The following is a 24331-nucleotide window of genomic DNA, read 5'->3' as shown; positions in this document are numbered from 1 at the left end:
TTCTGCTATGAATCAACGCCCCAATCCCCGGGTGCTGCTGCGCCTGCTGGGTCTACTGCGTCCCTACCGCAGTCGTTTAGCGCTTGCTGGCTTGGCACTACTATTGGCCTCGGGAAGCGTGTTGCTGCTGGGTAACGGACTGCGCTTGGTCATCGACCGCGGCTTTTTGGCAGCGGATGAGCAAGCGTTGGCGCAAATGCTGGGTTTGATGCTGGTAGTGGTCACGGTGCTGGCGCTGGCCTCCGCGCTGCGTTACTACCAGGTCACCTGGATTGGCGAGCGCTTGGCCGCTGACCTGCGCCAGCGCGTGTTCGACCACTTATTAACACTGGAACCGAGCTTTTTTGAAAGCGCCAGCGACGGTCGTGCCGCGGGTGAGATCGCTTCTCGGCTAACCGCGGACACTAGCGTCTTGCAGAGCCTGTTTGGCTCTTCAGTGTCGCTGGCGCTGCGCAATCTGGTCATGCTGGTGGGTGCCGTGGTGCTAATGCTGGTGACCCAGCCGTGGCTCTCGGCGATGGTGCTGATTGGTATCCCCGCGACCCTGCTGCCCATCGTATGGTATGGCCGACGGGTGCGGCGGCTCTCCCGCACCAGTCAGGATCGCGTAGCGGAGCTTGGCCGCTATGCTGAAGAGGCGCTAAGCGGTATTAAAACGATTCAAGCGTTTACCCATGAGGCGGTGGATAAAACCCACTACGGCCAACGCGTGGAGCAGGCGTTTGGCAGCGCCATCGAGCGCACCCAGCAGCGCGCCTGGCTAACCGGTATTGCCATGCTGGTGGTGTTCACCGCCGTTGGCTTAATGCTTTGGCAGGGCGGGCAGGCGGTACTCGCGGGCACCATGAGCGCCGGTGAGCTATCGGCGTTTATTTTCTACGCCGTGCTGGCAGCGGGCGCTATAGCGACACTCGCTGAAGTCGCGGGGGATGTGCAGCGCGCAGCGGGTGCAGCGGAGCGTTTATTGGAGCTACTCGATACCCCGCCTGTTATTCACTCGCCCATGGAGCCGTATAGCCTACCGCAACCTTTACGGGGTGAGATCACCCTGGAGAGCGTCAGCTTTACCTACCCTGGCCGGGAAACCGCAGCGCTTGAAGGGTTTGATCTGCATATCCAACCAGGAGAGCGGGTAGCGGTGGTGGGGCCTTCGGGGGCAGGTAAAAGCACGCTGCTCGCACTGTTGCTGCGCTTTTATGATCCTATTCAGGGGCGTATCACGCTTGATGGTAGCGATATTCGCAGCTTGGATCTTGCTGCCTTGCGCGGTGCGATGGGCCTAGTGGCCCAAGAGCCGGTGCTGTTTAGCGGCTCGGTGGCCGAAAATCTGCGCTACGGAAACCCCGAGGCTGATATCGATAGATTGCGCATTGCCGCCCAGGATGCCAGCGCCCTGGAGTTTATCGACGCGCTCCCCCAAGGCTTTGATACGCCCCTGGGCCCCGGCGGGGTGCAGCTTTCCGGTGGCCAGCGTCAGCGGCTCGCTATCGCCCGGGCGCTGCTTAAAAATCCCGCAGTGCTATTGCTAGATGAAGCCACCAGCGCCCTGGATGCCGAGAGCGAGCGCCTAGTGCAGCAGGCGCTGGACAGGTTGATGGTGGGGCGCACTAGCATCGTGATCGCCCACCGGCTGGCGACAGTCATTGCCGCTGATCGACTGCTGGTGCTTGATGGTGGGAAGCTGGTCGCTGCGGGCACCCACGCCGAATTGATCAACAGCAGCGAACTCTATCGTCATTTAGCCGCGTTGCAGTTTGGCGGCGAAACGTTATAAAACTATTCTTTTAAAGATGAGAATACCGATGTCGACCTTTTTTCAGCGCCTTAACGCCGTCAACGCCCCTTCGATTGGTCTGGGCTGTATGAACCTCTCCCACGGTTACGGCAGCATCGTGCCGGAAAGCGCGGCTCTACGGGCGCTGGATGAGGCCTTCGATATGGGCTATCGCCACTTTGACACTGCCACCCTGTATGGCGCCACGGCGAATGAGAAAGTGGTCGGGCGCGCCCTGGAGGGCAAGCGCCACCAGCTCTTTCTGGCCAGTAAGTGCGGCATGGCGATGGATCCTGAATCGGGCAAGCGGGTGATTGACGGCCGCCCGGAAACCCTGCGCAAACAGTGCGAAGCAAGCCTTGATCGCCTGCGCACCGACTATTTGGATCTCTACTACCTGCACCGCTTGGATCGCCAAGTCCCCATTGAAGAGAGCGTGGGGGCGTTGGGGCGCTTAGTGGAAGAGGGCAAGATAGGTGGTGTGGGGCTGTCTGAAGTTTCTGCGGCAACGCTACGCCGCGCGGTGGCCGAATACTCTATCGCCGCAGTGCAGTCGGAATACTCGCTATGGACGCGCAACCCGGAAATCGCCCTAATTGAGGAGTGCCGCGAAGTGGGAGCTGCCCTGGTCGCGTTTAGCCCCCTGGGTCGAGGCTTCTTAACCGGTGCCATTCAGGATCCGGCGCGTTTAGTAGAGGGCGATATGCGTCGCAATATGCCGCGCTTCAGCGCCGACAACTACCCGCATAATTTAAAGCTGTTTGAACACTTAGCGGCGCTGGCGCAGGCCTTAAGCGTCACGCCGGGGCAACTGGCGCTGGCATGGCTGAAAGCCCAAGGTGACGATATTATTCCTATTCCTGGCACCCGCTCGCCTGATCATATGCGTGAAAACCTAGCCGCGGAAATGCTGTGCCTTGATGTCACCACTTTGTCTCAGTTGAATGCCATGATGACGCCAGACCAAGTGGCAGGCGCACGCTACAGCGAGGCTCAGCAGGCGGATATCGACACGGAAGAATTTTAACCACTGTAGCGCTAGCAATCGGTCGATGTATAAAAACTATTAGATCGGTCGCTAAAAGCAAATTGTGCCTATGATGTTTCTGCTTTAAAACAGTACCAAGTGAGTGAAGCGCCCTTTTCCTGCACAGCAGGTGAACCGATACATATCGTAAGGGCGCTCACCGTCAATTGACTTGGTAGCTGCTAAGATAAATGCAACCAAGACAAAAACAGCTAACGCAAAATAGAGTTAGAGGGAGAGAGCTATGAGTGGTAAATGTCCAGTAATGCACGGTGGTAATACCTCCACAGGCACGTCAAACAAAGACTGGTGGCCGGAAGGGATTAACCTGGATATCTTGCACCAGCACGACCGCAAAACAAACCCGATGGATGCTGATTTTGACTATCGGGAAGAGGTCAGAAAGCTCGATTTTGACGCGCTCAAGCAAGACGTCCACGCGCTGATGACCGACAGCCAAGCCTGGTGGCCGGCCGACTGGGGCCACTACGGCGGTCTAATGATTCGTATGGCGTGGCACTCTGCGGGTACTTATCGCCTGGCCGACGGCCGCGGTGGCGGCGGTACTGGCAGCCAGCGTTTCGCTCCCCTCAACTCTTGGCCGGATAACGTCAGCCTGGATAAAGCGCGGCGCTTGCTGTGGCCGATCAAGAAAAAGTATGGCAACAAAATTAGCTGGGCTGACCTGATGATCCTGGCGGGCACCGTTGCCTATGAATCCATGGGGCTACCGGCTTATGGTTTCTCATTTGGCCGCGAAGATATCTGGGCCCCGGAAAAAGACATCTACTGGGGTGATGAAAAAGAGTGGTTGGCGCCTTCTGACGAGCGCTATGGCGATGTTGAAAAGCCGGAAACCATGGAAAACCCGCTAGCCGCGGTACAGATGGGGCTTATCTACGTTAACCCTGAAGGTGTTAACGGTGTGCCCGACCCGCTGAAAACCGCTCAGCAGGTGCGTGAAACTTTCGCCCGTATGGCAATGAACGACGAAGAGACCGCCGCGCTCACCGCCGGTGGCCACACGGTAGGTAAGTGTCACGGTAACGGCGACGCAGCCGCTCTTGCTGCTGAACCTGAAGCCTCAGACGTTGAAAATCAGGGCTTTGGCTGGGGCAACCCAACTATGGGTGGCAAGGCGAGCAATGCCGTGACCTCTGGCATTGAAGGCGCCTGGACTACCAATCCGACCCAGTTCGATATGGGCTATTTTGACCTGCTGTTCGGCTATGAGTGGGAACTGCGCAAGAGCCCTGCGGGCGCTCACCAGTGGGAGCCGGTGAACATCAAGGAAGAAGACAAGCCGGTTGACGCCAGCGACCCTTCTATCCGCCACAATCCGATCATGACGGATGCGGATATGGCCATGAAGATGGATCCGACCTACCGTGCCATTTGTGAAAAATTCATGGCGGATCCGGAGTACTTCAAGCAGACGTTCGCCAAGGCCTGGTTCAAACTGACTCACCGTGATCTAGGCCCGAAAGCTCGCTACATCGGCCCCGAAGTGCCCGCTGAAGACCTGATCTGGCAGGATCCCATCCCAGCTGGCAGCACTGATTACAGCGAAGAAGTGGTGAAGCAGAAAATCGCCGAAGCCGGCCTGAGCATCAGCGACATGGTCAGTACTGCTTGGGACAGCGCGCGTACATACCGCGGCTCTGATATGCGTGGCGGTGCCAACGGTGCCCGCATTCGCTTGGCGCCTCAGAAAGATTGGGAAGGCAACGAGCCCGCTCGCCTTTCCAGCGTATTAGCGGTCTACGAGAAGATTTCTGCCGACACCGGCGCAAGCCTTGCCGACGTGATCGTTCTGGCCGGTAGTTTCGCCATTGAGAAAGCCGCCAAAGCGGCAGGCTATGACGTTCGCGTACCTTTCCTGAAAGGGCGTGGCGATGCTTCTGCCGAAATGACCGATGGCGAATCTTTCGAGCCGCTAGAGCCGCTGGCTGACGGTTTCCGTAACTGGCAGAAGAAAGATTACGTCGTGAAGCCGGAAGAGCTGCTGCTGGATCGCGCTCAACTGATGGGGCTGACAGGGCCGGAAATGGTCGTGCTACTGGGTGGTATGCGTGTGCTCGGCACCAACTATGGTGGCACCAAGCACGGCGTATTCACCGACCGTGAAGGTCAGTTGACCAACGACTTCTTCGTCAACTTGACCGATATGGGCAACAGCTGGAAGCCGGTGGGCAAAAATGCCTACGAGATTCGCGACCGTCAAACCGACGCCGTGAAATGGACGGCTACCCGCGTTGACCTGGTGTTCGGTTCCAACTCGCTGCTGCGCTCATACGCAGAAGTCTACGCCCAGGACGACAACGACGAGAAGTTTGTCAAAGACTTCGTCGCCGCCTGGACGAAAGTGATGAACGCGGATCGCTTTGATGTCGCGTAAGTACTCCTACTAACTACTGGGTGCTTTAGCCTCAGTAGATAAGCCTAGCCCGCATTTTTGGATGCGGGCTTTTTTATATTGTCTGGCACAACATTTACATTAATGTTTGGAGAGAAGTATGACGCTAGCGCCAATCGTGAGGCTATGTTAACTTCGCTTTCTGTCTAAGTGCTGAGTGTGGAGAATTTTATGCTGTTTTGGGTCGCTGCCTTTGCAGTATTTGCTCTGCTTTATGCTTGGTACATGCTGATTATTGCTAGGCGTAACGCCACGTTAGATGCGCTAGCGGGCGTTGATGTGCAATTGAAAAAACGCCACGATTTGATTCCTAATGTACTGACGATTGCTAAACGCTTTATGCAGCATGAGCAGCAGTTGCTAGACGACATTACCCGGCTTAGAACCGAAGCCTTCTCTGCACTGCAGCAGACGGAGCAAAGCCACAACGCTTCTGATGTAGCCTCCCACTTTGCACTGGAGCAGCAATTACAGGGTGCAATGAGTCGCTTGATGGTGCAAGCCGAGGCCTATCCAGAGCTGACTTCTGCTGGCCCTATGGTTAATGCCCAACAAACTTACGTAGAAGTAGAGACCAACATCGCCGCTGCTCGGCGCTTCTACAACACCTCTGTCAGGCGGCTGCGTAATATCACGGAGATATTTCCAGGGTCTGTGCTTGCATCGGCAATGTCGATTGATAAATATCCTTTTTTTCAAGCAGACAGTGATGCGCATCAACCCGTTGATGCAAAATCGCTACTTAATTAAAGGCTATGATGTCTACCGAACAGCAAGGTGAGCTGCAGCCCTATCGGCGCAATATTGCGTCACAACGTTGGCTGGTGGCCGTAGATTTTATTCTCAATAAAATTAGTGCCAGATTAGCGCTACGGTTTGGCAGAAATCGCCAGCCACCCAGCTTAGCATCGGCAGCAGTAAAGGATGTACTGCAACAACGCCGTGATGATATTCAACAGCTGGAAGTTGAGCGCCAACGTTTGCAAAGCCAAGCAGACTTATTGGGTAACAAGCTGCTCCCCGCCTTTTTGCTGGCGGCTGCGGCTTTTGCTGGCTGGACGGTCTTGTCGCAGCTATGGATGTTAATAAATGGCGGCGATTTTAATTTGTCCTTTTTTATGTCTGTGCTGTCACCCTTTTTCTGGGCCATTATGCTAGCCGTTGGGATTAGTTACCTTAGTTTTGCTGGTTCCTATCTGAACTACATCGATAACTGTAAACAGCGACTGATACCACTATTACTAACTGAGTTTGGAAAGTTGGACTACCAGCGCTATGGCGCTATACCAATACAACCATTGGCGGCATCAGGTATTTTGCCGCCACATAATGGAGACGTATTTCAAGAAGACTATATCGTTGGGTATTATCGACAGTGCCATTTTCAGGTCAGCCACGCCGAGTTTTACGGTCGGCAGCGCGGCCATCAACGGGCTCGCAAAAAATTTCATGGCTTGATGCTGTATTTAGCTGCGCCAACTGGCTTTGAGGGTGTCACCACTCTTGTGCAGCAAAGAACCTTGGCGTCACGTTTTAAGCTAACAACTGATGTTGCCAACACAGAGCAAGTATTCCTGGAAGATGCGGATTTTAATCAGCGCTTTACTGTTTATAGCACCGACCAAATTGCTGCCAGAGCTTGGCTAACACCTGCATTAATGCAGCGCTTGCTTAGTTTATCTGATCAATATGCCGATGCAGGTATAGCGGTGAGCATGTTTAATCAGCAGGTATTATTACTGCTCAACACTGATCAACCAGCGCTGACGACACCTGATTCAGAAATAGCCGTAGCTGACTTACCCTTTTGCGGGCAGTTGCACAGTGAACTGCAAAATATCTTCACTGTGCTTGAGTTGTTGCAAAGCAGCCGATCCTAGCCTAGGTGCTGTATGAAACTAAAAAGCACCCAATGGAGTGCTTTTTAGTCTTACTAATGATGAGGAGAGGAGTTAGAACGCTTCCCACTCCACCACTTCATGTTTTTGCTTGACTGCCTGGGTATGACGCGCCGTTTGAGTTAATTCAGTGTTTGGTGCTGAACGCGTTTTGTGTATTGCCGTATAGGGCAGCGCTGTAGCGCTGTTTTCACTGAGCACAAACTCACTCATCAGCTGATCAAGCCTCTGAGCATTGTCGCGCATATTGGTGGCAAGGTTGGCGCTTTGACTGACCATGGCCGCATTCTTCTGGGTCATCATATCCATCTCGGCAACCGCCGTGTTGACCTGTTGAATGCCTGCGGTTTGTTCCCGCGCACCGGCGGCAATCTCGGCGATGACATCCGATACCTGGGTCACGCTGTGGCGAATCTCATTCATACGTTCAGCCGCCGCCTTAACGATGTCGCTGCCTTCTTTAGAGTGACTGACCGACATATCAATTAACGCACGAATATCATGCGCCGCCGATGCCGAGCGACTGGCTAGCGTGCGTACTTCGCTAGCGACCACCGCGAAACCACGACCTTGCTCACCGGCACGGGCAGCTTCTACTGACGCATTAAGCGCTAAAATGTTGGTTTGAAATGCAATCGAGTCAATCAAGCCGATAATGTTGCTGATTTTATTGGCTGACTCGTTGATCGCGGCCATCTTGGCTTCCATTTGAGTCATGGACTCTGTGCCGCGCTCTGAAGCACTGGCGGCTTCCAGTGCAAGACTATTTGCCTGCTCGGAAGCCTGGGAGGTATGCGCTACCGTGGAGTGAATTTGCTCCATTGAAGCGGAGGTTTCCTGGAGATTGGCCGCCGCTTGCTCGGTACGCGATGAAAGCTCATGGGTACCATCCGCCATATCGCTGGCATCTGAGAGTACCGTGCGGGCATTTTGGCGTACTTCCTGAAGGGTGGACTGCATGCGCTCGACGAAGGCATTAAAGCCATGGGCAAGATCACCGATTTCATCCTGGGTTTTGGCTTCCAATCGGCGCGTTAAATCGCCTCTACCTTGGGCAATATCCGCCATGGCGCTGGCGGTATGTTTGATGGGGGCAAGCGAGCGCCGCGCTGCATAGGCAACCACAACCAACAGTACGATCAGCAGCAGCCCACCGGCCAGCAGCAGTGACTGTAGTAGCTTGTTGGTCACTGTCGTAAAGGCGGCAATGGGCACCGTCACCCCGACCACCCAGGAGGTACCTTCCACCGGGCTCCACATGAGAATAGTGTGCTCCCCGCTGGGCATGGTGATTTCGCCGGAGCCCGCGGTGCCGCTGAGTATTTGCTGACTCAGTGCATCCAGACCTTGGTAGCCCTGCTGGTCGGCATCGGTGTAATTAAGCGACATGCGATACTCTTCCACCGGATGTGCGATGACTTGCCCCTGGCTATCAATTAACCAGCCGTAGCTGCCTTCGCCTACATTGATATCAGAGGTGATATCAGACACGGCGGCCATGGAGACAGTCATACCTAGCAACCCCGCTCGATTGCCGCGCTCATCGAAGACCGTATCGGCGACAATTGCGGTAGGCAGGCCGCTAACCATGGAGATAACAGGATCACTTAGCAGGCTATCCTGAGTACCGTCAGTCACTAGGGCTTTAAAATACGGACGTTCAGCTATCTGCAAATTAACCCCCGCGTGGGTTAGGGTCGCGCCAGATGCGTCAGTAAAGAACAGTGACTCAATGGTGCCTCCCGGTGGGTAGCGCTTTTCGAGCCATTCGCGGTGAGACGCAAGCGGTACGTCTTCCACCAAACGCTCATCCTGGGCCAGCACGGCTATCCAATTACGGTACCCGGTAATCCAGCGGCTGATTTCATCTGCCCGTGCTTCTACCTGCCGCTTACCGGCATTATCGATTAGCGCAGGAATGGCCTGGTTAAGCTGTTGATTGACGACAAAACCTAAAATGACGGCCACCACTAAGAGGGGGATAGCGACAGCGACCAGCAGTTTCTGCGTCAGAGAAAGACGAGAAATTTTTTTCATTTGTTGCCTCGATGTGTAGGCCAGAAGCAGAAGACTGCGGGAGTGGCGAGTATTATGCCCTGGCTGTTTAATAGTTCCCTGGAAGTTTTCTTACGGCCGCTATTCATTGGCGACCGTTGATGCCCTTGCTTTTTACAGTTGTTTTCTAAGTTGCTTTTTTTAATATTTATTTAATCTAATATAGTAGCGTTAAATTCGTTCGTTGTTTTATTTTTAATGTAATTTTTGTTGGGGTGTTATGTGGCATTTATGTATCTCTTGTGTTTTTTAATGGTTCGATTAAATCATCGGGATAATCGACATCAGCACACACGCCTGGGTCGTTGAGAGAGACATTAATTACATGGCTGCTATACTTTTTGACGAGAGTGCTACCCCCCTTGGGATTTTCTAAATGTGCTAACTCGTGCCAAAATTTATTCCCAAAAATAACGGGATGCCCTGGTTTTTTAAAATGTAAGGGTTGTACAATATTTTCTGCGGTTGTAATGTTAGTTACTACCTCACATGTCTTTTGGCTTACCCAGGGAAGATCGGCTAACCATATCGCTGCAGCACGGTAGTGTTGTATGTTTTCGTCTTGTGTTCTTTTGTCTTGCATTAACTGTAAGAAAGCATCGCTAATGCTGTAGCCAAGGCCTAAATGACTGCGCGGGCTAATTATTGTAGAAGGTTGTATAGAGAGCCCGAATGATTCGATATTATCTTCGGGTTTAATGACGACGCAGATATTAGAAAAGTGTTTTTGAATAGACCATAAAGTGGCGTCTAAGAGTGTTTCGCCACTACTCAGTTTGGCGACTCGTTTATCGCTGCCAAAACGACTTGATTGGCCTGCTGCCATCACGATGACGATAATATCGTTACAACGCATGGCGCTGTTTTCCACGATAGAGGCGAACAATATCGGCCATTACGGCCAGCGCGATCTCAGCCGGTGTTTTGCTGCCCAGATTGAGCCCGATGGGCATGGCGATTTTGGCTACTTGGCGTTCCGTTAGGCCGCCAGAACGCAGTAGCCGTTCGGCACGCTGTTGCGAGGTTTGCTGGGAGCCCATGACGCCAATGTAAAATGCCTCCGTACGAACGGCTTCGATCATGGCTAAATCGTCAATACGCGGGTCGTGGGTCAAAGCCACAACGGCGGTATTGGCATGGCAACCGCCCGAGGCGATAAACACCGAAGGCAGCACTGCCTGGACTTCCACGCCGGTTACGGCGAAATTTTTGCGGGCTGCGTCTCGGGGATCGCAGACAATCACTTCAAACCCCAGCGATTGGGCAAACAGCGCACAGGGCGAAGAGATAGAGGAGATCCCCGCGATAATCAGCCGTAACGCGGGCCCAATGCGGATATTGACGCTATTCGTATCGAAAGTGACGGCGGGCGTGGAGTTATTCGCAGGGTTAAAGCGTTTACCGCTGCCATCTAATTTGATATAGCGGGTAAGCGGTTGGCGGCCCAGTAGCGTGGCATGCATTACTTCTAGATGCGTGAGGTTTTCGGTGTTTGGCGCTAGCCGTTCGACCAGTACGTCAAGGCTGCCTCCACAGGGTAAACGGATATTTGTTGAATCACCCTCACCACCATAGCGTACTCGTTTCACCGGTTCGTCAAATTCACCCTTTTGGAGCCGTGCAATAAAATCTTCCTCAACACAGCCGCCTGACAGTGAGCCCACGTATTCTCCTGTTGTGCACGCCACCAGCATGGCCCCCGGTTCTCTGGGTGCCGAGCCAAAAGTTTTCAAAACCGTGCACAGCCAAACAACCATCCCCTGGTTGGCCCATTTAAGTGCGCGCTCAATCACCTGTAAATCAAGGTGGTGCATTAACTAACCATCTCCTGATGAAGCCTAAGACCCGCTTTTAGTGCTTCACGAACGGTGTCAGGGGTAAAAGGGGGGTGGGTAAAGCGTACGCCCGTGGCGTCGAAGAGCGCGTTAGCAATCGCGGGAGCGGCGGGTAGGGACGCGGACTCTCCAACGCCTAATGGCGGCAACTCAGGGCGATCAAGCAGCATGACATCAATGGGAGGAAGCTCTGAAAAGCGCAGTATCGGGTACCCGCCCCACTCTTTACTGGTCGGTAAGCTATCTTCAAAGGTGACCTTTTCTTTTAAGGTGCGGCTGAGCATTTGAATCACATTGCCATGCACCTGATGGCGAACACCCGCCGGGTTCACCATTAGCCCCGCATCCTGACCTACATATACGTGCTCAACCACAATGCGCCCACTCTTCACATTGACCTTAAGCTCAACGCCCCAGGCGGCGAGCGCTGCTCCAAAGCCCGGAAATTTACTATGCACGTACTGGGCATAAGCGAAGCCTCGGCCATAGCGCCAATCACCATCGCTTCTTGGGTTGGCATTGGCGCTGCAGGGTTCCCAGTTCGCGTGTTTAGCTAACGCTTCGACAAGCTCGCAGGCGCGCTCATCGGTTAGGTAGCGCAGTCGATAGGCAACGGGATCCTCGCCTGCCAAATAGGCGAGCTCATCGATATAGCTTTCGTGGGCGAAGGTATTGGGCAGCGCTGAGACACCGCGTAGCCAGGAGGCGCGCACCAGGGTCGGCACGTCGTCACAGATTATCTGCCGATGAGGGTAGCGGTAGGGCGGCACCGACGTTCGGTCGCCCATCTCAAAGGGGATGTCGATAGGCGCTACTGTCCCAGTCAGCAGTAGTGCTAGCGTGGGCGCACTGTTCGAAGGGTAGCGGGTGCTAAAACGGTAGCCTGCCGGGCTGCCGTCTGCGTTCAAGCCACCCTGAATGGCCATATACTGGGCTGCCCCTTTAGGTTCCCAGCTGTGCTCCTGCTCACGGGTCAACTGTACCCGAACAGGTCGGCCCACCGCCCGTGAGAGCAGCGCGGCATCGGCACCAACGTCGTCAGCGCAGTTGCGGCCATAGCAGCCCGAGGTCTCCATGCGGGTAATCGTAATGACACTCTCATCCAGGCCGGTAAGGCGGGCGAGGTCGGCTCGCAGGCTATGCGGGTTCTGGCTGCCCGACCAGACGTGAAGGGCTCCTTCTCTGGCATCGGCGACGGAGCACGAGGGGCCAATGGAGCCATGCAATTGGAATGGCCACACATAGTGGCGATTGAGCGGTTGGTCGGCGGCGGCCAGGGCGCTATCGAGATCACCCTCTTCGAGCAGCACGCGCTGCTTGCTGGGCAGGTCGAGCAGCGCTTTCTCGATATTGTCCAGTTGAGGCAGGCCTTTGATCGGCCGCCATTCTACCTTTAGCTGTTTGGCGGCGGCGGCGGCCTGCTCTTCACGCTCGGCCACCACGCCGACAAAGTCACCGATCACCACGACGCTGACCACCCCTGGCAAATGCGCCACGGAGCTTTCATCCACAGCGACTAAGCTGGTGCCGATAAAGTCGCCACTGTCGTAACCTGCGTAAGGCGGCCGCATGACGCGTCCATGTAGCATGCCGGGCAGGCGCAGGTCGTGGACAAAGGTCAATTTGCCGGTGACTTTATCGGGAATATCCACACGCGAGGTAGAGCGCCCCACCAGGGTGTAATCACTGGTTGGTTTAAGCGGCGCGTGATCGGCAAGCCTTAGCGCATGGCGGGCGCCCTGCAGTAACGCCCCATAACTGACGGACAGACGGTGCTTATCGTTGGAATGAATAGAGTCGTTGAGATAAACAGTGCCGTCTTGGCAACTAAGTAGAGCGCGCTCAGTGTCAAAGTGGCTGGCAGCAATTGCCAACAGATATTCCCGCGCCTGGGCTGCGGCCCGGCGCAGTGGTTCAGCGGTGATCTGGATCGTCGCACTAGCGATGGTGGGGCCTTGGTTGGGTGCTTCACAGGAGTTGCCCAGTACCATGGTGACGCTATCGAAACCAACGTTGAGCTCTTCCGCAACGATTTGTGCCAGCGCGGTGCGGATACCGGTGCCCAGGTCTACGTGGCCGTTGAAAGCCACGATATGACTGTCACTCAATACGGCAATGAATATCTCGGGCTCAAGCGGAGTAAAGTTTGAGTGTGTACCTGGCTGTCCTGGGGCGGGCTTGGGAGGCGTTACCGGGTCTCGGTAGACTACCAGAAGGTCGGGGTCATTAAGCAGCGACTCTCTTGTATAGTCCAGCTTACCCGCCATGTCTGCCTCCCGCGCTATGCTTAAATGAATATGTGGGTTGATATTTGGGATGATGATATGGCGGTAACTAGGGTAAAATTATAGCGTGTACGCCATAAAAGCATGATGAATTGCGTCAGCGCAAGCAGAATTTTGTGCGTTGATGTAACGCCATGCTGACCAGTGCCATAATCGTTTTACAACGCCGCCATTACTTAAAGGAGAGGGAATGACAACGGATCGTGCGCTTCACCACTCGTCTTACGGCGAGCATCCTACGCCCAGTGAGCAGGGCTATGATTTTTCCGAACAGGTAGGGCATCTGCTGCGTAAAGCCTACCAGCGGCATACCGCTATCTTTCAGCGCTACAGCAGCGATAAACAACTTACGGCCATTCAGTTTGTCACTTTATGCACCGTTATGGAGCGTGGCCCTAGTTCGCTTACCGATATCGTCAACGTCACGGCGATTGACCCGGCCACGATCCGTGGCGTTATTAAGCGCCTAAAAGCACGTGAGTGGATCTCACTTACCACCGACCCAAACGATCAACGCAAAGTCATGGTCGTGATCACCGAGCCCGGAGCCGAGCTAGTCGAGAACATGGTGCCCAGTGCCAAGCAGATCAGCGATCAGACCATGAAAAATCTAAACCCCGCAGAGCGAATCGCTTTGATGCACCTGCTGGAGAAAATGAACGCGGATGGGTAACACGGCAAAGGTGCCCCTCTCACCCGCGGTCTTCGAGTATTGCTAGTGCTTCATTAAGTAGCCCAGCGTCTCATCCAGCCCAATCACATCGCCATACTTACTGTCGATATCAAATAAGTTGGCTTCATGGGGGGCTGGGTGGCGGTCGCCGACACAGTCGCGAACAACCATCACGCGAAAGCCATGCTGCAGCCCATCCACCGCGGTGGCGCGAATGCAGCCGCTGGTGGAGCAGCCGGTAATGATCAGCGTGTCGACACCCATGGCGACCAGTGTGGACGCCAGCGAGGTGCCAAAGAAGGCGCTGGCATACTGCTTGGTCATTACCAGTTCATCTTCACGAGGTGTCACCTCAGGGCAGAATTCTGCGTAGGGGTTACCCGCCACCATGGCCCGCATCACCGGGGCCTTTTTAACCCAAATGCCGCCATCGATCTGATCCGGGGCGTGATACAGAATATTGGTATGGATAAGGGGCGTGCCCGTCTGCCGCGCGGTATTTAATAGCGTCGGCATATTGGCCAGGGCGTCTACTACGCCCTGGGCAAATAGTGGTGAGCCGGGGGTGGTGTAGCCCTGCATAAAATCGACCACTAGCAGCGCTGGGCTTTTACCAAAGCCGATGCGGCCATCCCAAACGCCTTTGTAGTTGTTACTAACATCACCGCTGTCATCAGTCTTGTTTGGTGACATGGCCATCTCCTTACTCAGCACCGGATATCGTTAGTAAGCCCCTGACAGGAGCGCGCCCGCACCCGGCACAATAGGCTCTAAATCAAGCGCCTTGAGCATGGCGTAAGTGGTCGCAATGGCGGCCGTGACTACCGGTTTGCCGGTTAGGGCTTCGACCTTGGAAACGGCAGGCAGCGACGGCATTTGCACACAGGCGGACAGTACAATCGCATCGACATTGCTTAAATCCAGGCTAGCAACAATCTCTGGCAGGTTGGCCGGGTCGTGGCGAGCAACATCCAGATTGTTGGGGATCTCAAGCGCCCGGTAATCAAGCACCTCAATGCCTTCCTGGCGGATATAGTCGACCACCATCTCGGTGAGCGGCTTCATATAGGGTGCCACTACCACGACGCGCTTGGCTTTCATCACACCCAGGGCATCCACAAGGGCGCCAGCGCTGGTCACCACGGGTGTATCGCAGCCGTTCTCTTTAGTGCGGCTGCGCAGCCGTTGCTGGGATTCGCGGTGGTAGCCAGGGCCCATGGCCATAATGGCCACCAGGCAGGCGTAGCCCATGACATCCACCGCCGCATCAGACAGCTCCAGGGCGCAGCGGTCAGACTCTGCGTCCATGGCGGCCAGCTCGTCCTTGCTGACGGTTTTCATACGCATACGGCTGGAGTGGAAGGTAAAGCGTTCAGGGCGGATCAACTGCCGCGCCGCCAGCATCGCCGGGATTTCGGTCTCCATGGTGATATTGGAGCTGGGGACGATCTGGCCGATACGGTATGGTTTGGTCATGGAACTGTGGGTGATAGCGTTGTGGGTCATGATCATTGGCCTTTGTTAGAGTTGTGTACCCAGGAAGTCTTCAAACGCGGCAAAAAAGCCATCGAAGTCATCCCAGGGAATCATATGGCCCGCTTGTTCCGCGGTGGTAATGCGAATCGTCGGCAGCAGGGAGCGTATTTCGGCGCGATCTTCATCTTGGATAACCCCGCCCTTACCCGCGCACATCAGCAGCGTAGGCACCTTGATGCTTGGGAAATCCTGGTGGATATCGACGCTATGAAACTCTTCAAACGCCTGAACAATGGCGGGTTCATAGCAGGTGTGCAGCCATTCGGCGCGCAGCCGCAGCTGGTCATCGCTCCAGGTGGGGCAGTAGTGGCGCATGGTCTCGATATCGACACCACGTGTGCAGTCGCGAATCGAGTCCACATACCAGGGCAGCTTACTGGGGTACTCCCGACGACCTGGCCCTGAAACCGGCGGGTCGATCAGTACCAGCTTGTCGATACCCTTGGCGCCACGGCTCATGGCGCGCAGGGCAAAACGTGCACCCATGGAGTGGCCCGCCAGGATGACGTTGTTGAGCCCCAGTGCTTCGATAAAGCCGATCACGTCGTCGGCGCAGGTGTCGGTGTCGTAGGCGAGATCTGGGCCGCTAGAGGATAAGCCACGGCCACGAACGTCGAGTACATAAATATCAAAGTGCTGCCCCAGGCGCTCAGCCACAAAGCCCCAGGTAATCGCCGGACTGGTAATGCCCGGTATCAGTACCAACGGTTGGCGCGATGAATCGATGCTGTCGCCGAAGCGCAGGTAGTGCTGACGAATACCGTTGGCGTGCAGGTTGGCACCATAAAGATAAGTGCTGCTCATACCGGGCTCCCTTCGTTGATCGGCTGTTTTAGCGGAACCTCAAAGGGGTCGTAGGCAAATACCCAGGCCGGGTCTTCGTCTTGGCGAAGCCATGTGTTGTCGTGGGAAACCTGCTGTACCCGGGAGGCGCGCTCAAATCGGTTGGTGCGGTAAAGCTCGAAGGCCTGCTGGTACTTCTCTGCGCCCACTTCTTCCAGGCAGCGCACCAGCATGGCGGCATCTTCAATGGCCATGGCCGCGCCCTGGGCCATATGCGGCTTCATCGGGTGACAGGCGTCACCCAACAGTACTAGGCGGTTTTCATGCCATAGCGGTAGCGGGTTGCGCTCCAGTAACGGCCACTTGGTAACGCTTTCGGTGCAGTCGATTAGCGCCTGCACAGTAGGGTGGTAACCCTCGAATGCCTTGCGCATCTCTTCCTGGGAGCTATCAACAAAAGAGGTGCCGTGGTTCCAGTCGGGTTCAGGCACGCCCGTAACATAGTAGTACTCTTTCTCGTCGCCGGTGACGAAGTAGACCATCATATGGCGATCTTCCGACCACCACTTTACGCAGGCTTCAAAATCCAGGTCGTATGCTTTGAGCTTTTCCGCCGAGATAATCGCTCTGTGGGCGACCCAGCCGCTGTAAATAGGCGCTTCAGGGCCGAGCAGCTTCTCACGTAGGCGCGAGTTAACGCCATCAGCGCCGATCACCAAATCGGCCTCTTCGATTGAGCCGTCGGCGAAGGTCATGACCACTTTGTCGCCGCTGTCATCCACATCGACCAGGCGTTTATCGAAATAGAGATTGTCCTGATCAAGCGTGCTGACCATTAGTTCGTGTAGGTCGCCACGGTGCACGGTGATATAGGCCGCGCCGTAGTTTTCACGAGCAAACTCACCCAGCGGGATGCGTGATTGATACTCCCCCGTCATGCCATTACGGCTAAACCAGTAGTCGGGGTGTGAGCCCATGGCATTGAGTTTTTCTTCAATACCAATGCGTCGCATGACTTTCATCACATTGGGGCCCAGGTGAATGCCTGCTCCCAGGCGGGCAAATGCCGGGGCCTGTTCGTACACCTTGGTGGGGTAACCCGCTTGCTGCAGCAGCGCGCCTGCAGCAGCACCGCCAAGACCTGCGCCAATGACGGCAATGGTGGGTTTATTATTCATAGGGTTATTTCCTCGCTGTTTTATTCACTGCGTACTGGTTGCTGCGTACATCACTTAAGGGGAGGGTGTTCGCTTGACTGTTAGCGCTATAAGGCCCTTTTCAGGGACAGTCGCGAATGCTATAAAACAACGTATACACCATTTAATTGTTGGTCAAGAATTAAGTCGTAAAATATTTTTCTTGAGTAAAATAGGTAAATTTGTCTTCAATTCATTGAATTTTATTAGTTATTTGGTGGTTTTGCTGATTTTTTGAAAAACTTGAAAGACGCCTCAATTGAGTGCTATACGTTTAATAGTCTATTTTTTATGGCGTATGCACTTTAATGAACGGTCATGGAAAACGCTGCACACTGCTGGTGCAAAGCGGATGGCAAAGAGGCAAATAGGCTAGCTATCAAGTGCTTCGAAGCGTGTTTGGAAGGCAGTATTTATTAGTAGTATCTAAGCCAGTCCCAATGCTTTATGTAAGCGAGATGGCTGCTTTAACAATAACGATGATGATCCCCTATGACGCTAAAGCTAACTATCAATGGGCAAGAACGTGAGCTAGCGGTGCCGCCGCAGTCACCGCTGCTCAATGTGCTGCGTAATGACCTGGCGCTCAATGGCCCGAAATATGGCTGTGGCTTAGGCGAGTGTGGTGCATGTAGCGTACTGATCGACGGTATGGCGGCACGTTCCTGCGTGCTGCCTGTATCCGCCGCCGTTGGGCACAACGTGACGACCCTTGATGGACTTGCCCAGGATGGCCAGCTTGATCCTGTGCAGCAGGCCTTTATCGATGCCCAGGCGGCGCAGTGTGGCTACTGTTTGAACGGCATGATCATCACTATTCGCGGGCTGTTAAATCATAATGCCCAGCCCACTGCAGAGCAGATTCGCGCGGCGTTAGAGCATAACCTTTGCCGCTGCGGTACCCACGTTGAAATTCTCCAGGCAGCTGAACGTGCCGTAGTGATTAATGCGGTCGCGCTGGAGGAGACACCTTATGAGTGATGGGTCGATGCTCAATGGCCAGCAGGCACCGGCCGGTACCTCCGCACTGCTGGCGAAGGCACGCTACGGTGTGGTGGTGCGACCCCCTTTCTACCGTTGGAGCGACGGGCGCTTTGCAAGTGACCGCTTGGTTGGCGTCGACAAAAATAGCCTCGCCTCACTCTCCGGCCCTATCGACGTGGTGGTGGAAGGGGACTTTGTGGGGGTGGTGGCCGATAGTTTGGCGTTGGCAACCGATGCGGCTAAACAGTTGAAAGTGGAGTGGCGAACTGTTCGTCAAGCCGCTGATAAATCGCCCGCTAAAATGCCCGTTGAAGAGAGGCATCCGCCATACGCATCGGCGAGCCATGCGTATGGTTGGCCCAGTCGAATGCGCTGGGGCAATCATCCCAGCTGGGTAATCGCCGATTATAGCGACCAGCAATTGAGAGTGTGGGGGCAGACCGCCACCCCAGTGGCGCTGAAGCAGGATTTAAACCGGTTAACCGCGCTGGATGTCAGCCAGATCGAGCTTTACAGTGCTGTTAATAACCACTCAACGCAGCAGGCGTCGGGATTGGGCCGCCACTGCGGCGATGATGCCGCCGTAGATGCCGCGTTGATGTCGCGGGCAGTGGGCAACCCCGTCGCCGTTTGGCTTGATGCCCGCTACGCCAAGGACGTTGAAGCGCTAGGGCAAGCGCAGCGGATTACCCTAAATGCGGATCTCTCCAGTGACGGTGAGATAGCCCGTTATCGCTATCAGCAGGCCAATCTCACCGGTGAGGTGGCCGCCGTCGGGCTGTGGCTAAGCGGCGCCGCCGCAATCGCCGAGCTGGCGGAGTTCCCGGCTGGAGATAACGGCACACCGCCGTTCTCGCCTTATGTCTTTCGCGATCAATACCTTGCCGCACGCTCCCAGCCAGCCTCGCTTGCCACCAATCCCACCTTGATCGGTATACAGCAGGCGTTTGCACGGGAATCCTTTTTAGATGAGGTTGCCCGCGAGAGCGAGCAAGACCCCATCGCGCTGAGGCTGCGACATTTAGAGGATGCGCGGGGCATTGAGTTGATTGAGTCCGTGGCTAAACGGGCCGAGTGGCAACGTTCGTCCAATCCATCATCGGAATCACTATCCCAGGATCTACTACGCGGGCGAGGCTTTGCCTACTCCCAGCTACCTGACCGCGAACAACGCGTGGAAGCGGGGGTGCGCTCTGCCTGGATTGCCGATGTGGAGGTCAATCGTATTACCGGCGATGTGCAGCTTACCCGCCTGGTAGTGGGGCAGGATGCCGGCCCTGATATTGATACGGCGCGTCTGCAGCAGACGTTACAGGCTCGCGTGTTGGGCGAAGCGCGCCCCTTTTTGGGGCATGAGCCCCGTTTCGACGAGTGGGGCGACGGCAGTCGTGCGCTGACTAAACATGAATCTTCAGCGTTAGCGCCAACCGCGTCTTGGCCAACCCTTTATTCGCCTAGTGCTTCGGTGGCCGCTGTTGGGGAAGACGTACTAACCGGTGCGGAGCTGTCGCCGGGGGTTGCGGTTATCGCCAATGCGCTGTTTGATGCCACCGGCCTGCGTTTTCGCCAACCGCCGTTTACCGCCAACCGCGTACGCCAAGCACTTGAAGAATCGTCGGCCGAAGAAGCAGGGCGGCCATCTAAGCCAGTTAAACAGTCGCGCTCCACGAAGCGACGTTGGTTGGCCGCCGCTGCGTTCACCACCATTGCAGGCACTGCGGCCATGGCCTGGCCGTGGAAAGGAGCAATCGCGCCCGTTTCCCGGCCCGCTGCCAACCTCTATTCCGCCGAGACTATCGAGCGCGGGCGGCTGGTCGCTGCAGCGGGTGATTGTGCGGCGTGCCATACCTCCGAAGGTGGCGTGACCAATGTGGGCGGACGTGCTTTTGAAACGCCCTTCGGGACGCTTTACAGCACTAATATTACCCCGGATGAAGCAACGGGGATTGGCCAGTGGTCCTACGCGGCGTTTGAGCGGGCCATGCGCCATGGCATTAGCCGTAATGGCAGCCACCTTTATCCTGCTTTTCCCTATACGGCCTTTGCCAAAACCAGTGATGCCGACTTGCAGGCGCTTTATGCCTACTTAATGGCTCAGCCACCAGTAGCGGCTGCAAAAACCACCAATGAACTCTCTTTCCCCTTCAGCGTGCGCGCCTTAATGGCGGGTTGGAATACCCTTTACCACGATCCGGCTCCCTTCCAACCTGACCCCCTACAGAGCGAACTGTATAACCGAGGTGCCTATCTGGCCGAAGGGTTAGGCCACTGCAGTGCCTGTCATAGCCCCCGCAATGCCATGGGCGCGGAAAAAAGCGGCGGGGCGTATTTGGCCGGTGCCTTTGTGGATGGCTGGGAAGCGCCGCCGCTGAATACCTTGTCGCGTGCCCCTGTACCGTGGAGTGAAGCATCGCTTTACGACTACCTACGCCAGGGCGAATCGTCACTGCATGGCGTTGCTTCTGGCCCGATGGCCCCGGTGGTGGCGGGCTTGGCCGAGCTGCCTGAATACGACGTGCGCGCCATTGCCCATTACGTGGCCGCCCAAATGCAGGCGCCCGCAGGCAATAGCGATGCCGATGTGGCGGGGGCAGAACAGCGCGTGGCAAGCGCAGCGCTTAGCGCCCCCGAGCTGGAGGCAGGCGAGCGGCTATTCGAGGGGGCCTGTGCGGCCTGCCATGTGGCATCAGGTGTGCCGACATTTTCAAGCGCGAGCACCAACCTGGCGCTGAATACCAATTTGCATAGTGATCACCCTGATAACGTTATTCAGTCAATTTTGGGCGGTGTTCACGCGGAGCACGTACCCGGTGTGGGTAACATGCCTGGCTTTGCCGACAGTTTTAGTAATACCCAGGTCGCTGATTTGGCGACCTATCTCCGAGCGCGTTTTGCTCCAGAGAAAGCGCCTTGGCAACAAGTAGAACAACGCATTGCTGATTTACGCCAGCCTCACCACAACAACACTCACTCTACTCCCTGACGTAATAAAACGAGGTGGACTATGAAACGTAGTAAATGGATATGGCTAGTTTGGGCCGTCGTCTTGCTGAGCTATTTAGTGCCTTACACCCTATTGAGCGGTGTCGCGCTCTGGTACGGCAGCTTCCTGTTTTGGGCGTGTGCAGGGTTAGCGGTTATTGCACTGAACGTGTTTATCACTAAAGATTTTGAGGAGCACAGCAATGACTGAATCACTCATCTGGTGGTCCATTACCATCTACTTAGTGATCGCGATCGGCATTGCGGTTATGTCCCGACAAGGCCCTTCTGAAAGTATGTCGGGATACTTCCTGGGCAACCGACAAATGAACGGCTTTGTCTCTGCGCTAAGTTACAGCGCCACGACTTACAGCGCCTTTATGATGGTGGGCCTGGCAGGGCTTACCTATGCCGGCGGTGTGGGCGCGCTCGGCTTTGAAATTATCTACTTTGCTGGTGTTTCGCTGGTGGCTATCTTTGGGCCCAAGTTCTGGGCGGTGGGCAAAAAGTTCGGCTTTGTGACCCCAAGTGAGATGTTAGGACATCGCTACAACAGCAAGCATGTGGCGATGGCCGTCTCCATCGCCAGCTGTATCTTCCTGATTCCCTACTCGGCCGTTCAGCTTGCTGGCGTGGGTTACCTGCTGCAAGGCATTACCGATGGGGCGATTACCTTTACCACCGGCGTCGTGCTGGCCACGGTGATCGCAATCTTCTTCTCTTATATCGCTGGGATCCGTTCGGTGATGTGGACCGACTCCCTCCAGGCAATCATGATGATTGTCGCCTCAACGCTGGTGGCCTTTCTGGTTGTTCAGGGGTTGGGGGGCTTCAGCGCGCTCTTCAATACGCTGGCAACAGAACATCCTCAGTCATTAACTGTACCGGGTTCTGGGTTGTTCAGCTTCGTAACGTTCTTAGGGCTAACGATTCCCTGGTTCTTCTTTAGTCTCTCGAACCCCCAGGTTAGTCAGCGCCTGTTTATGCCCTCTTCGCTGCGCTCGATGCGCCACATGCTGATTGGCTTCTTGGTGTTTGGTTTTATCTACACCATGGTGTCGGTGCTGTGGGGCTTCTCTGCCTTAGCCGCCTTCCCTGGTCTGGAGCGGGCAGACTTGGCCACACCGACACTGCTGGCTTCAGAGTTTGTCCCACCCGTGCTAGGTGTCATCGTGATGATCGGCATTATGGCGGCGGCCGTCTCCACCATTGACTCGATCATGCTGACCCTGGCCTCCATGGTCTCCCGTGATGTGTATGCCAACGTCAAACCTAACGTTAGTGAAAAGCGCCAACTGCTGGTGGGTAAGTTTGTGGTGCCGGTAATTGCACTAATGGCGTTAGCCTTCGCCGAGCTGCAGCTTGACCTGATTGCGGTGCTGTCAGTGGCTGCATCGTCGGGCCTAGTCGCCATGGTGCCTGCGCTGATCGGCGCCTTCTACTGGAAACGCGGCACGGCCGCCGGTGCATTGGTGAGCGTGGTGGGTACCAGCGCCTTTGTACTGCTGATGTATGCCACCGGTAACTCGCTGCTGGGCCTGCCTGCTGGCGTATGGGGCATTGTGGTCGCCAGTGTGCTGTTTGTTGGCGTCAGTCTCGTGACCAAACCCCATCAAGCCACCACGGATGCATTCTTTACCGCCATCGCTGAAGAGCTGGGTAAAAAACGCCGTTCTTCTCACGATCAGGCGACTAAAGAGGCGGCTGCCTAGCTGCTTATTTCGGCCAAATAATAGAGCGCTGGGTATGCCCATTGGCGAGCTTAAGCGCTCTCAGCAAACACTTCCCGGTACGCTATAGCAGAGCTTGCGCCCGGGAAGTTAGGAGACGTTATGGATCATGCAAGCTTTACGGAAATTTGCCTCCACCAGTTAAAAATGTCTGGTGTCCACGAAGGCGAAAAGCTCGTCGTGCTAACCCAAGGTAGCGAACGCCTTGATTATGCCGACGCCTTTATGGCGGCGGGGCAGCGCTTAGGCGCCAATATGTACCATATGCGGTTACCCGCGCCGCTACCCACCGGTGGTTGGGCCGTGGGAGCAACGGGGCTTGCCAGCATGCCCGATGCAGTGGAAGCGCTAAAAAATTGCGACATGTTGATCGATTGTATTTTCCTGCTTTTTTCACCGGAGCAAATGGCGATTCAAGCCGCGGGCACGCGGATATTAACGGCAGTTGAGCCCCCAGAGCTGCTGGCTAGAATGCTGCCCACCAAGGAGTTAAGGGAAAAGGTCGAGCTGGCCGCCGCGCTACTGGAAAAAGCCAAGGTGATGCGCATCACCTCGCCCCACGGTACCGATGTCACCTATCAACTGAATACGTACGCTACCGTCGCCGAGTATGCCTGCACCGATGAGCCTGGCCGCTGGGATCACTGGCCCTCTGGCTTTGTATTTACCGGCGGCGATGACGATGGCGTTGATGGCACCATTGTGGTGGCGCCAGGCGACATCCTGCTTCCCCAGAACATGTATGTCCGAGAGCCCATTACGTACACCATAGAGAAGGGCTGGATTAGCGATATACGCGGCGGGCTGGATGCCGAGTTGGTGAAATCCTATATGGATAGCTTTAACGACCCGCGCGGCCTGGGGATGAGCCATGTGGGCTGGGGCATGAATCCAAACGCCAAGTGGCACCGTATGGTGCCGGGTGAGTTCCCCGGTGGTATGGGCATGGAACCGCGCAGCTTCTATGGCAACGTGATGTTCTCTACAGGGCCCAACAGTGAGTTAGGCGGCCCCAACGATACCGCCTGTCACCTCGATATTCCCATGCGCAACTGCTCGCTGTTTCTCGATGATGAGCCGGTTGTGATTGATGGTGATATCGTCGTTAAAGAGCTGCAGATGGGTAGAAACTAGCGCGTCAGCAGTATGCTAAAAAA

General features: G+C 55.5%; 19 protein-coding genes. 11 read left to right on the top strand and 8 right to left on the bottom strand.

The window, feature by feature from the left end; translation table 11 throughout:
* Window positions 1–7 precede the first annotated feature (7 nt).
* The 5 genes from A6R74_RS16085 (at window position 8) to A6R74_RS16065 (ending at window position 7097) form a co-directional block, all read left to right on the top strand.
* Window positions 8–1774, top strand: coding sequence for an ABC transporter transmembrane domain-containing protein (locus tag A6R74_RS16085; protein WP_064235485.1), 1767 nt, complete (start codon window positions 8–10; stop codon window positions 1772–1774).
* 28 nt (window positions 1775–1802) lie between these two features.
* Window positions 1803–2801: an aldo/keto reductase gene (locus tag A6R74_RS16080; protein ID WP_064235484.1), complete on the top strand. Its 999-nt coding sequence runs from the start codon at window positions 1803–1805 to the stop codon at window positions 2799–2801.
* 244 nt (window positions 2802–3045) lie between these two features.
* Complete coding sequence (katG, locus tag A6R74_RS16075; protein WP_064235483.1) at window positions 3046–5199, top strand: catalase/peroxidase HPI; 2154 nt, start codon at window positions 3046–3048, stop codon at window positions 5197–5199.
* Between the two features lie 189 nt (window positions 5200–5388).
* A complete protein-coding gene (locus A6R74_RS16070) occupies window positions 5389–5967 on the top strand; it encodes a LemA family protein (RefSeq protein ID WP_064235482.1) in 579 nt (192 codons plus the stop codon).
* Between the two features lie 8 nt (window positions 5968–5975).
* The gene (locus tag A6R74_RS16065) at window positions 5976–7097 is read left to right on the top strand and encodes a DUF3137 domain-containing protein (protein ID WP_064235481.1); all 1122 of its coding nucleotides are present in this window, start codon (window positions 5976–5978) and stop codon (window positions 7095–7097) included.
* A 72-nt stretch (window positions 7098–7169) separates the two neighbouring features.
* On the opposite strand, the gene A6R74_RS16060 is transcribed toward A6R74_RS16065, so the two are convergent.
* From A6R74_RS16060 to A6R74_RS16045, 4 genes are all read right to left on the bottom strand, one after another.
* A complete protein-coding gene (locus A6R74_RS16060; protein WP_064235480.1) occupies window positions 7170–9152 on the bottom strand; it encodes a methyl-accepting chemotaxis protein in 1983 nt (660 codons plus the stop codon).
* Window positions 9153–9399: 247 nt separating this feature from the next.
* Window positions 9400–10026 (bottom strand): nucleotidyltransferase family protein, encoded by a 627-nt coding sequence (locus A6R74_RS16055; protein WP_064235479.1) that lies wholly within the window; start codon window positions 10024–10026, stop codon window positions 9400–9402.
* Window positions 10016–10984, bottom strand: a complete 969-nt coding sequence (locus tag A6R74_RS16050) for an XdhC family protein (RefSeq protein WP_064235478.1) — start codon at window positions 10982–10984, stop codon at window positions 10016–10018. Before A6R74_RS16050 ends, A6R74_RS16055 begins: the two co-directional genes overlap by 11 nt.
* Window positions 10984–13272 carry a xanthine dehydrogenase family protein molybdopterin-binding subunit gene (locus A6R74_RS16045; RefSeq protein ID WP_064235477.1) on the bottom strand — a complete coding sequence of 763 codons (2289 nt, stop codon included), beginning with the start codon at window positions 13270–13272 and terminating at the stop codon, window positions 10984–10986. The genes A6R74_RS16050 and A6R74_RS16045 overlap by 1 nt, the downstream gene beginning before the upstream one ends.
* A 208-nt stretch (window positions 13273–13480) precedes the next feature.
* Between A6R74_RS16045 and A6R74_RS16040 the strand changes: the two genes are divergently transcribed.
* Window positions 13481–13963: a MarR family winged helix-turn-helix transcriptional regulator gene (locus A6R74_RS16040; RefSeq protein WP_082906710.1), complete on the top strand. Its 483-nt coding sequence runs from the start codon at window positions 13481–13483 to the stop codon at window positions 13961–13963.
* 42 nt (window positions 13964–14005) lie between these two features.
* Here the strand turns inward: A6R74_RS16040 and A6R74_RS16035 are convergent, their stop codons facing one another.
* The 4 genes from A6R74_RS16035 to A6R74_RS16020 are packed head-to-tail and all read right to left on the bottom strand — an operon-like array spanning window position 14006 to window position 17460.
* Window positions 14006–14656, bottom strand: coding sequence for an N-carbamoylsarcosine amidohydrolase (locus A6R74_RS16035; RefSeq protein WP_064235476.1), 651 nt, complete (start codon window positions 14654–14656; stop codon window positions 14006–14008).
* Between the two features lie 30 nt (window positions 14657–14686).
* Entirely contained in the window at window positions 14687–15469 is a 783-nt protein-coding gene (locus A6R74_RS16030; RefSeq protein ID WP_276204803.1) for a maleate cis-trans isomerase family protein, read from the bottom strand.
* A 15-nt stretch (window positions 15470–15484) separates the two neighbouring features.
* Window positions 15485–16303 (bottom strand): alpha/beta fold hydrolase, encoded by an 819-nt coding sequence (locus tag A6R74_RS16025; protein ID WP_064235475.1) that lies wholly within the window; start codon window positions 16301–16303, stop codon window positions 15485–15487.
* Window positions 16300–17460, bottom strand: a complete 1161-nt coding sequence (locus A6R74_RS16020) for an FAD-dependent monooxygenase (protein ID WP_064235474.1) — start codon at window positions 17458–17460, stop codon at window positions 16300–16302. Before A6R74_RS16020 ends, A6R74_RS16025 begins: the two co-directional genes overlap by 4 nt.
* A 510-nt stretch (window positions 17461–17970) precedes the next feature.
* Between A6R74_RS16020 and A6R74_RS16015 the strand changes: the two genes are divergently transcribed.
* The 5 genes from A6R74_RS16015 to A6R74_RS15995 all read left to right on the top strand — a co-directional run bounded on the left by A6R74_RS16015 (window position 17971) and on the right by A6R74_RS15995 (window position 24308).
* Window positions 17971–18459: a (2Fe-2S)-binding protein gene (locus tag A6R74_RS16015; RefSeq protein WP_064235473.1), complete on the top strand. Its 489-nt coding sequence runs from the start codon at window positions 17971–17973 to the stop codon at window positions 18457–18459.
* Window positions 18452–21445: a c-type cytochrome gene (locus A6R74_RS16010; RefSeq protein WP_064235472.1), complete on the top strand. Its 2994-nt coding sequence runs from the start codon at window positions 18452–18454 to the stop codon at window positions 21443–21445. The genes A6R74_RS16015 and A6R74_RS16010 overlap by 8 nt, the downstream gene beginning before the upstream one ends.
* Before the next feature lie 21 nt (window positions 21446–21466).
* Complete coding sequence (locus A6R74_RS16005; RefSeq protein WP_064235471.1) at window positions 21467–21655, top strand: hypothetical protein; 189 nt, start codon at window positions 21467–21469, stop codon at window positions 21653–21655.
* Window positions 21648–23156 (top strand): sodium:solute symporter family protein, encoded by a 1509-nt coding sequence (locus tag A6R74_RS16000; RefSeq protein ID WP_064235470.1) that lies wholly within the window; start codon window positions 21648–21650, stop codon window positions 23154–23156. Before A6R74_RS16005 ends, A6R74_RS16000 begins: the two co-directional genes overlap by 8 nt.
* A gap of 120 nt (window positions 23157–23276) precedes the next feature.
* A complete protein-coding gene (locus A6R74_RS15995) occupies window positions 23277–24308 on the top strand; it encodes a hypothetical protein (protein ID WP_064235469.1) in 1032 nt (343 codons plus the stop codon).
* Window positions 24309–24331: the final 23 nt, after the last annotated feature.

The sequence above is a fragment of the Halomonas sp. ALS9 genome (genome assembly GCF_001651035.1).
In the GTDB taxonomy this organism is placed as follows: domain Bacteria; phylum Pseudomonadota; class Gammaproteobacteria; order Pseudomonadales; family Halomonadaceae; genus Vreelandella.
Note: the sequence above shows the minus strand (reverse complement) of the source record. Positions and strands in the feature narration are given on the sequence as shown.